Source organism: Streptomyces sp. CBMA29 (assembly GCF_014596445.1).
GTDB lineage: Bacteria > Actinomycetota > Actinomycetes > Streptomycetales > Streptomycetaceae > Actinacidiphila.
On record NZ_MECL01000005.1, the window covers coordinates 17,681 to 27,103 of the forward strand.

At 71.5% G+C, this 9,423-nt stretch carries 8 protein-coding genes; 7 read left to right on the top strand and 1 reads right to left on the bottom strand.

Translation table 11 applies throughout. The features are described 5' to 3' along the window. Nucleotides 1-234: 234 nt before the first annotated feature. Nucleotides 235-618 (top strand): SAV_915 family protein, encoded by a 384-nt coding sequence (locus BGM09_RS01330; RefSeq protein WP_188279469.1) that lies wholly within the window; start codon nt 235-237, stop codon nt 616-618. A 69-nt stretch (nt 619-687) separates the two neighbouring features. Here BGM09_RS01330 and BGM09_RS01335 read toward each other — a convergent pair whose 3' ends face one another. Further along, on the bottom strand, nt 688-1,530 hold the full coding sequence (locus tag BGM09_RS01335; protein ID WP_188279470.1) for a GntR family transcriptional regulator: 843 nt from the start codon (nt 1,528-1,530) through the stop codon (nt 688-690). A gap of 285 nt (nt 1,531-1,815) precedes the next feature. Here BGM09_RS01335 and BGM09_RS01340 point away from each other — a divergent pair, with 285 nt between their 5' ends. From BGM09_RS01340 to BGM09_RS01365, 6 genes are all read left to right on the top strand, one after another. After that, nucleotides 1,816-3,114, top strand: coding sequence for an extracellular solute-binding protein (locus BGM09_RS01340; RefSeq protein ID WP_188279471.1), 1,299 nt, complete (start codon nt 1,816-1,818; stop codon nt 3,112-3,114). Between the two features lie 78 nt (nt 3,115-3,192). Next, complete coding sequence (locus BGM09_RS01345) at nt 3,193-4,161, top strand: carbohydrate ABC transporter permease (protein WP_411158237.1); 969 nt, start codon at nt 3,193-3,195, stop codon at nt 4,159-4,161. 65 nt (nt 4,162-4,226) lie between these two features. Beyond that, complete coding sequence (locus tag BGM09_RS01350; protein WP_188279477.1) at nt 4,227-5,066, top strand: carbohydrate ABC transporter permease; 840 nt, start codon at nt 4,227-4,229, stop codon at nt 5,064-5,066. A gap of 124 nt (nt 5,067-5,190) precedes the next feature. Continuing rightward, nucleotides 5,191-6,777, top strand: coding sequence for a beta-N-acetylhexosaminidase (locus BGM09_RS01355; protein WP_188279472.1), 1,587 nt, complete (start codon nt 5,191-5,193; stop codon nt 6,775-6,777). Between the two features lie 55 nt (nt 6,778-6,832). Next, nucleotides 6,833-8,257 (top strand): cellulose binding domain-containing protein, encoded by a 1,425-nt coding sequence (locus BGM09_RS01360; RefSeq protein ID WP_188279473.1) that lies wholly within the window; start codon nt 6,833-6,835, stop codon nt 8,255-8,257. Nucleotides 8,258-8,451: 194 nt separating this feature from the next. After that, nucleotides 8,452-9,423: RNA polymerase sigma factor (locus tag BGM09_RS01365; protein ID WP_188279474.1), on the top strand; the 972-nt coding region annotated here is incomplete at its 3' end.

The window sequence follows — 9,423 nt, forward strand, 5'->3', positions numbered from 1 at the left end:
GGCGCGGTGTCCACGCCTCGACCTCGCCGAATGCGCCTCCGGCGGCCGGGTTACGGTGGCTGCATGCACGTGAGCCAGCACGACGGACCCGGCGACCGGACTCCCGAAGGACAGCCCCACGAGCAGACGACCCCTGCGACGGCCCGCGAGACGCCCCCCGGGCCGGTCGCAGGGCCGGTCGCAGGGCCGGTCGCAGGGCCGGTCGCAGGGCCGGTCCCACTCACGGCGGAATCCGTGCCCGTACCGGAAGGGCCGCTGTACGTACCGGTGCGACAGGGGCCTGCGGGCTATGTCGTACGGCTGTGGCGTACGCCCGTCGGCAGCAGGACGGCGGTCGCCTTCACCAGCGACCAGCGGCTGCGCTCGGTACTGGGGCCGACCCAGCCGTGGATCAAGCTCTCGGAGAGCGCGCTGCGCGCGATGGCCGAGCCGCTGGGCGCCCGGCATCTGACCGTCGACCCGCTGCTGACCGCCCGGCCCCCGGCCGCCTGGACCGATCCGGCGGCGGGCCGCCCCTGCCCCCGGCGCGGCACCGACAGCGCCGCGGCGGCGGGCGCCGCCGAGGGGGACGAGGGCGGCGACGGCATACGTCAGCAACCGGCGGGCCTGGCACCGTAGTCCGCCGTTCGACACGCCCCGACAGGTCAGGGTGCGCCTCGGTACCCCTCAGCGAGTACGCCCCCGGGCTCAGCCCGCGGGCTGCACCTCCCCCGCCATCTGCGCCGTCACGTCCCCGCGCCCCGCGAGGTCGCCCGGCGGGATGCCCGGGTGGTGCCGGTCGGCGGACTGCGCGGTCGCGGGCGCGGCGTCGCCGAGGGCCAGCCGGGAGACGATCCGGTAGCGGTCGCCCCGGTAGACGGAGTGGACGTACTCCACCGGCCGGCCGGTGGCGTCCTTGGTGAGCCGTTCGAAGAGCAGCGCGGGTGACAGGACGGGCACCCCGATCAGCCGGGCCTCCTCGTCGTTGGTCACGGTGGGCTCGATGGACTGGACGGCCTCGTGGACGTGGACGCCGTGCCGGGCGCGCAGGAAGTCGTAGAAGTCGCCGGACTCCATGTCCGCCGCGTGCAGGCCGGGCACGAGGTCGGCCGGGACGTGCAGGTATTCGATGGCCATCGGCTCGTCGTCGACCAGCCGGAGCCGGGCGATGTAGGTGATCTCGGCGGCCGGCGAGATGTGCAGCTTGCGGCCGACGCGGGCGCCCGCCCGCACGGTGGTGAACTCCAGGACGCGGCTGGCCCAGGTGCCGGACGCCTGCGGGAGGCGGTGCGCCTGGCCGTCGAGCGCCAGCTCCTGGGTGATCTTGGCGCGGGCGACGAACATGCCCCGGCCGTGTTCGCGTACCAGCAGTCCCGTGGTGACCAGTTCGTCCACGGCGGAGCGGAGCGTGGGGCGGGAGACGCCGAGCTGCTCGCACAGGGTGCGCTCCGACGGGATCGGGTCGCCGGGGGCGCGCGACTCGACCAGTTCCATCAGGTAGTCGCGGACCCGTTCGCGTTTCAGCGCCGAGCGCGGCGGCTCGCTGGCCATGGGGTGCACCTTCCTGCCGCCGACGCGGCACTGCCGTGCGCCGCCCGTGCGGGTGAGTTCGTATGTACTGGTGAGCTGAGACTAACCAGATGCTGACCAGTATGCCAGCACTCCCCGACTCCTCATTTCCCTGTTCACGCTCGTATACGGCCTGCTGACGAAGTTCGCACGACGGGTGCGCGAACTCTTGACGCGCTCAGTGGTCTATGCCATTTTCACTGACCAGCACTAGACCAGTTGGCAAGTGGTAAGTCCTGTTCGCTCCCTGCCCGAGGTGACATCCCCGTGAGATCCAGACTCGTTCCCGGCGCCGCGGCGCTCGTCCTCGCCGTCGCCGCGCTCTCCGCGTGCGGCTCCTCCTCCGGATCCGGCGGTTCCGGTGACTCCGGCGACACCGGCGGTTCCGCCAAGACACCGGCCCCCGCCAAGCTCACCGTGTGGATCATGCGCGGCAGCATGTCCGACGGTTTCCTCAGCCGCTTCAGGTCCGACTTCGAAGCCGGGCACAAGGGCACCACCCTGGACATCCAGATCCAGGAGTGGGACGGCATAGGCCAGAAGATCACCAGCGCGTTGGCCAGCAACGACGCGCCCGACGTGATGGAGGTCGGCAACACGCAGGTCGCGCAGTACGCGGCGAGCGGCGGCGTCAAGGACCTCACCGACAAGGTGACCGACCTCCAGGGTTCCGACTGGATTCCCGGCCTCGCCGACCCCGGCAAGATCGACGGCAAGCAGTTCGGCATCCCCTGGTACGCCGCCAACCGCGTCGTGATCTACAACAAGGACCTCTTCTCGAAGGCGGGGATCGCCGCCCCGCCCAAGACCCGCGACGAGTGGATCCAGGACACCACCAAGCTCAACACCGGTGGCAACGACGGCATTTACCTGCCGGGCCAGACCTGGTACGCGCTGGCCGGGTTCATCTGGGACGAGGGCGGCGACCTGGCGGTCCAGGACGGCGACAACTGGAAGGGCGCGCTGGACACCCCGCAGGCCAAGGCGGGCATGGAGTTCTACAAGCGGCTCCAGGCGCTCGGCAAGGGCCCGAAGGACTCCGACGAGGCCAAGCCGCTCCAGGCCGACGTCTTCGCCAAGGGCAAGAGCGCGCAGATCATCTCGGTGCCCGGCGGCGCCGACGCGATCGTCAAGGCCAATCCGGCGCTGAAGGACAAGATCGGCTTCTTCCCGATCCCCGGCAAGACCGCCGACAAGCCGGGCGCGGTCTTCACCGGCGGCTCCGACCTGGTGATCCCCGAGGCGTCCCGGCACCAGGCGCTCGCCTACGAGGTGGTCAAGGCGCTCGCGGGCGCCAAGTGGCAGACGGACATGGCCAAGGAGATGAGCTACGTGCCCAACCGCACCTCTCTCGCGGGGGTGTTGGCGGGCAACGAGGGCGCCTCGGTGATGGCGGTCGGCGCGGCCAACGGCCACGCCACGCCCAACTCGCCCAACTGGGCGGCGGTCGAGGCCAACAACCCGATCAAGCAGTACATGACGCAGGTGCTGACCGGCAGCGACCCGGACGCGGCGGGCAGGACGGCCTCGGCGGCCGTCACCAAGGCCCTCAACACCGCTTCCTGACCAGTCGGCCCCGCCCGCGCCCTTTCTGATCCGCGTCCGCCCGACAGCGTCCGGTCAGCGTCCCGAGGAGAAACCGCCGTGCTCACCGCCCCCAACGCCGCCTCACGGCCGGCCGTCGCGGATCCGCCACCGCCGCCCCGCGGACGCCGGCGCCGCCGCCCGCTCGCCGCGGTCTGGCCGTATCTGCTGGTCGCCCCCACCGTGGTGGGCACGGCCTTCCTGCTGGTCTACCCGCTGGTCAGAAACACCGTCATGTCGTTCCAGCACTTCGGCCTCGGCGAGCTGATCCGCGGCGGCGCCACCTGGGTCGGCCTCGCCAACTACCGTACGGTGCTGGACGATCCGGAGTTCTGGACGGTGGTCCGCCGCACCCTGTGGTGGACCGGGCTGAACGTCGTGCTGATCATGGTGCTCGGCACACTGGTCTCACTGATGCTCGTCAAGCTCGGCAAGCGAATGCGGCTCGCGGTGATGAGCGGTCTGGTCCTGGCGTGGGCCACTCCGGTGATCGCGGCCACCACGATCTTCCAGTGGCTGTTCCAGTCCCGTTTCGGAGTGGTCAACTGGCTACTGGTAAAGCTGGGCTTCGAGTCGTACCGCGACTACGCCTGGTTCGCGCACGGCGGCTCGACCTTCGCGATCCTGGTGACGCTGGTGGTCTGGCAGTCCGTGCCGTTCGCCGCGCTGACCCTCTACGGCGGCCTGACCACGATCCCGGCGGAGCTGTACGAGTCGGCCAGGATCGACGGCGCGGGTGCCTGGCAGACCTTCCGGCTGGTCACCTTCCCCATGCTGCGCCCGCTGTTCGCGCTGATCACGTCCCTGGAGGTGATCTGGTGCTTCAAGTGCTTCGCCCAGATCTGGGTGATCAGCGAGGGCGGTCCCAACGGGGCGACCACCACGCTGCCGGTCTACGCCTTCCAGATCGCGCAGTCCCTGCACAAGTACGACCTCGGGTCCGCGGTCTCCACGCTGACCGTCCTGATCCTGCTCGGCGTGCTGGTCTTCAACCTGCGCCGGATGTTCCGTGAGGAGGCCGCGCAGTGAGCACGTTCACCGCTACTGGTAAGGCCCCGCGCCCGAGCGGTGCCGCCGGTCCGGGCCGCGGGCCGCTGCGCCCGAGCCGCGGGTCCCTGCGACGGCTGCCGCTCCATCTGGCCGCGCTGTTCACGCTGGCGGTCGCCGCCTTCCCCGTCTACTGGATGGTGATCACGGCCTTCAAGCCGACCACCGCCATCCAGGCCGACACCCCGTCCTTCCTGCCGTTGCACCCGACCTTCGCGCACTTCCGCACGGCCATGCACGCCGACGGTTTCGGCACCTTCTGGCGCAACAGCCTGACCGTGACGCTCGGCGCGGTGCTGATGTCGCTGGTGGTGGCGCTGCTGGCGGCGTTCGCGGTCGGCCGGATGCGCTGGCGCGGCCGGCGGGCCTTCATCCTGCTGGTCTTCACCGCGCAGATGGCGCCGTGGGAGGCGCTGCTGATCCCGATGTACGTGATCGCGCGGGACACCGACATGCTCGACAAGCTGTCGATGCTGACGCTGGTCTACTTCATGACGACGCTGCCGTTCACGATCGTGACGCTGCGCGGCTTCCTCGCGGCGATCCCGGTGGAGCTGGAGGAGGCCGCCCAAGTGGACGGCTGCACAAGGCCGCAGGCGTTCCGCCGGGTCACCTTCCCGCTGCTCGCGCCCGGCCTGCTGTCCACGTCGCTGTTCGGCTTCATCACGGCGTGGAACGAATTCGCCTTCGCCAACACGCTGATCATCAAGAACCAGGACGCCCGCACGCTGCCGGTCTGGCTCTCCTCGTTCAGCAATGTCTTCGGTACCGACTGGGGCGCCACGATGGCCGCCTCCTCGCTGTTCATGCTGCCCGTGCTGCTGGTCTTCCTCGTCCTGCAGAACCGGGTCACCTCCGGAATGACCGCCGGCGCCGTGAAGGGCTGACCCCGCGGGCCGCTCCCCGCAACCCTCCGCACGCCCGCTCCCCCGCGCCCCCACGCCCGCGCCCCAGGTCACCTCGCTCGACGCCGTCGACCGCCGACCCCCGCCGCCCCCCACTGGAGCCGCTGTGATCATTCCGCACCCCTCCCATCTCGCCCGTATCCCCGGCCACTTCACCTTCGACGAGACCACGTCCGTACGGGCGAGCGACGGCGCCCAGGGTGCGGCGGACCTGCTGCGCACGCTGCTCGCGCCCGCCACCGGGCTGCCGCTGCGGCCCTCCCCCACCGGCCGGGTGGTGCTCGCGCTCGACCCCGAACTCGGCGGTCTCGGCGCGGAGGGCTACGGCCTGACGGTCGGGCCCGACGCGGTGCTGCTGCGGGCGGCCAGGCCGGCCGGGCTGCTGCACGGTGTGCAGACGATCCGTCAACTGCTGCCCGCGCAGGCCCTGTCGGAGCGCCCGGAGAGCGGAGTCGCCTGGCGCATGCCGTGCGTGCAGGTCACCGACGTGCCGAGGTTCGGCTGGCGCGGCATGATGCTGGACGTCGCACGGCACTTCCAGCCGGTGTCGTTCCTGCGGCGCTTCGTGGACCTGCTGGCGTTCCACAAGCTGAACGTGCTGCACCTCCACCTGACCGACGACCAGGGCTGGCGGATGCCGGTCGCCGCCTACCCGCGGCTCACCGAGGTCGGCGGGGCCAGGTCCCGCTCGATGATCGGGCGTTCGGGCAGCGGCCGGTTCGACGACCTGCCGCACACGGGGGCGTACACCACCGCCGAGCTGCGGTCGCTGGTCGCCTACGCGGCCGGTCGCGGTGTCACGGTGGTGCCGGAGATCGAGATGCCGGGGCACACCCGCGCGGCGCTGGCGGCCTATCCGCACCTGGGGAACGTGCCGGGGCGCGAGCTGGACGTGTGGACCGAGTGGGGTGTGTGCCGCAACATCCTCGGCGTCCACGACGAGGTGCTGGACTTCTGCCGCACCGTGCTCGGCGAGGTGCTCGACGTGTTCCCCTCCTCGTACGTGCACATCGGCGGCGACGAGTGCCCGGTCACCGAGTGGGAGGAGAGCCCGGCGGCGCGGCGGCGCGCGGCGGAACTGGGCCTGGCCGCGCCCAGGGACCTGCGCGGCTGGTTCCTCGGGCGGATCGGCGACTTCCTGATCGAGGCGGGGCGGCGCCCGCTGTGCTGGGCGGAGGACTCGGGCACGCTGCCGCCGGAGTTCACCGTGATGCCGTGGCGGGACACCGACCACGGGCTGGCCGCCGCCCGGCGCGGCCACGACGTGATCATGGCGCCGCACCGCTCCACGTATCTGGACTACCCGCAGACCGAACGGCCGGGCGAACCGCTCGGCCAGGCGGGCGAAGTCGTCGACCTGCGGGCCGTGCACGGCGGCCAGACCGTACCCGCCGACTGGGAACCGGCCGCGGCGGCACGGGTGTTGGGCACACAGGCGCAGCTCTGGAGCGAATTCGTGCCGACCGCCGAGCACGCCGAGTACCTGGTCTTCCCCCGGCTGTGCGCGCTCGCCGACCGGGCCTGGAATCCGGCGGGCGACTGGTCGACGGACTTCCTGCCCGCCCTGCTCCGGCACGAGGACCGGCTGGCGGCGCTGGGTATCGGCCACCGGACGATCCCGCACCCCGCGGTCCCGCCGCACACCCCCCGAGCCACCTCTCGCACCACCTCTCCTCGCACCATCACCCAGTAGTCCCGCACCATCACCCCCCCTCTGGAAAGGGATCACCGTGTCAGGAAAGTTCCGCATGTCGACCCGCGTCCGTACGGCGATGGCCGTCTGTACGGCGGCCGGTCTCGCCTGCGCCGCGCTCACCGCGATGCCCGCCTCTGCGGCGCAGGACTCGCTGAGCGCGCAGTACCGCACCAGCGCCTCCGGCGCCACCGCCGACCAGTCCGAGCCGTGGCTGGAGGTCACCAACACCGGCAGCACCACGGTGCCGTTGAACACCGTCACCGTGCGGTACTACTTCAAGTCCGACGGCCCGAACATCAGTTACCGCTTCGCGTGCTCGTGGGCGGTCAAGGGCTGCGGCAACATCACCGGCACCTTCGGGACGCTGGCCAATCCGACCGCCACCGCCGACCGTTACCTGGAGATCGGCTTCACCTCGGGCGCGGGTTCGCTGACGCCGGGTCAGAACACCGGTGACATGCAACTGCGCTTCTACCGCGCCGACTGGCAGACCCTCACGCAGTCCGACGACTACTCCTTCAACGGCTCGCAGACGGCGTACGCGAACTGGAACAAGGTCACGGTGCAGAAGAGCGGCGCCGTGGTCTGGGGCACCGCGCCCGCGGGCAACGACCCGACCAACCCGCCCACCACTCCCCCGACCACCCCGCCGACCGGCAATCCGACCGGTCCCGCGATGTTCGACGACTTCAACTACACCTCCAGCTCCGACCCGGCCGTGCAGCAGCACGGCTGGACGGTGAAGTCCGGTCAGGGCGGCCCCGGTGTGGCCGGCGCCACCTGGTCACCGCAGGACGTGACCTTCGTCGCCGACGGCGCGAGCAACAAGGTGATGAATCTGCGGCTCACCACCGACGGCACGGCGGCGGGCACCAAGGAGACCGAACTCCAGACCACCGCACGGAAGTTCAAGAACGGCACCTACGCGGCCCGGGTCAAGTTCAACGACACACCGACCGGCGGCCCCGACGGCGACCACGTCAACCAGACCTTCTTCACCTTCACGCCGCTCAACGCGCCGATGGACCCGGACTACAGCGAGCAGGACTTCGAGTACCTGCCCAACGGCGGCTGGGGCGAGACACAGAACATCATGTACGAGACGTCCTGGGAGACCTACAACCCGGACCCGTGGAACGCGGTCAACACCCACGGCCAGCAGTACGGCAGCCTCGACGGCTGGCACAACCTCCAGATCACCATCGACAACACGAACATCACCTACTACATCGACGGCAGCCAGGTCGCGCAGCACGGCGAGCCGTACCTGCCCGAGACGCCGCAGTGGATCGACTTCAACCACTGGCTGATCGACCTCGCGGGCCAGACCAGCAACACCCCGCGCTCGTACAACCAGCAGGTCGACTACGTGTACTTCCTCAAGGACCAGGTGCTGACGCCCGCCCAGGTGCAGACCCAGGTCGCGGCCTACCGCACGGCGGGCACCACCTTCACGGACACCGTGCCGTCCTCCTGATCCGGTGGCGCGGCCGGGCCCCGGACCGGGGCCCGGCCCGCCGTCCCGGTCGCCGGCCCCCCGGACCTCCCCGCGCGGGAAGTCCGGGGGGCCGGCGGGTTTCTGTTATCCCCCTGGTCGTGGCAGCGTCTCCTGTCCGAGGGCAGATACGTGTCACCCGGCCGGAGTCCGGGCCAGGACGGAGTGTGAGCAGCATGCGCGCAGGCGACCGGGTCGGTCCCGACCCCGTGTTGGTGAGTGCCGCGCGGGCGGGCGACCAGGCGGCACTCGACCGGCTGGTCGCGGAGTGCCTGCCGCTGGTCTACAACATCGTCGGGCGCGCCCTGGACGGGCACGACGACGTGGACGACGTGGTGCAGGAGACGCTGCTGCGGGTGGTGCGCGGCCTGTCCGACCTGCGCGACCCGGCGGCGTTCCGCTCCTGGCTGGTGGCCATCGCGGTCCGCCAGGTGCGCGACCGCGAGCAGGCCCGCAAGGCGGCGTGGCACCAGCAGACCGCCCTGGACGCGGCGGAGCTGATACCGGACCCGGCCTCGGACTTCGCCGCCGTCACGATCCTGCGGCTCGGGCTGACCGACCAGCGCCGGGAGATCGCGGAGGCCACCCGCTGGCTGGACCGCGACGACCGTACGCTGCTCGCGCTGTGGTGGCTGGAGGAGACCGGCGACCTCGGCCGCTCGGAGCTGGCCGACGCCCTGGGCCTGACCCGGCAGCACGCCGCGGTGAAGGTCCAGCGGATGAAGGAGCAGCTCGAAACCTCGCGCACCGTGGTGCGGGCGCTCGGCGACGCGGGCGGCTGCGCGGGTCTCACCCATGTGACCGGCGGCTGGGACGGTGTGCCGAGCCCGCTGTGGCGCAAGCGCTTCGCCCGGCACATCCGCGGCTGCCCGGACTGCGGGCAGCGCGGCCGGACGCTGCTGCCGATGGACCGGCTGCTCAGCGGGCTGCCGCTGCTGCCGGTGCCGCTCGGGATGCCGTTCAGCGCGCCCTTCGGCGGGCACGCCCCGACGGCGCCCATGCACACCGGTCCCGCGGGCCCGCCGCCCGCGCACTCCCCGATACCCCCCTCCCAGGCCGCTCCCCAAGCGGCGGCCCCGCGCACCGCTCCGCGACCCCGCCCCCCACGGCGGAGCGGTGCGCCCCGGGGAATCCGCGGCAGGCTGCTG

Excerpts from the sequence above, each read along its gene's own strand:
- BGM09_RS01335 (WP_188279470.1), bottom strand. The coding sequence starts at position 1,530 with ATGGCCAGCGAGCCGCCGCGCTCGGCGCTGAAACGCGAACGGGTCCGC.
- BGM09_RS01360 (WP_188279473.1), top strand. The coding sequence starts at position 6,833 with ATGTCGACCCGCGTCCGTACGGCGATGGCCGTCTGTACGGCGGCCGGT.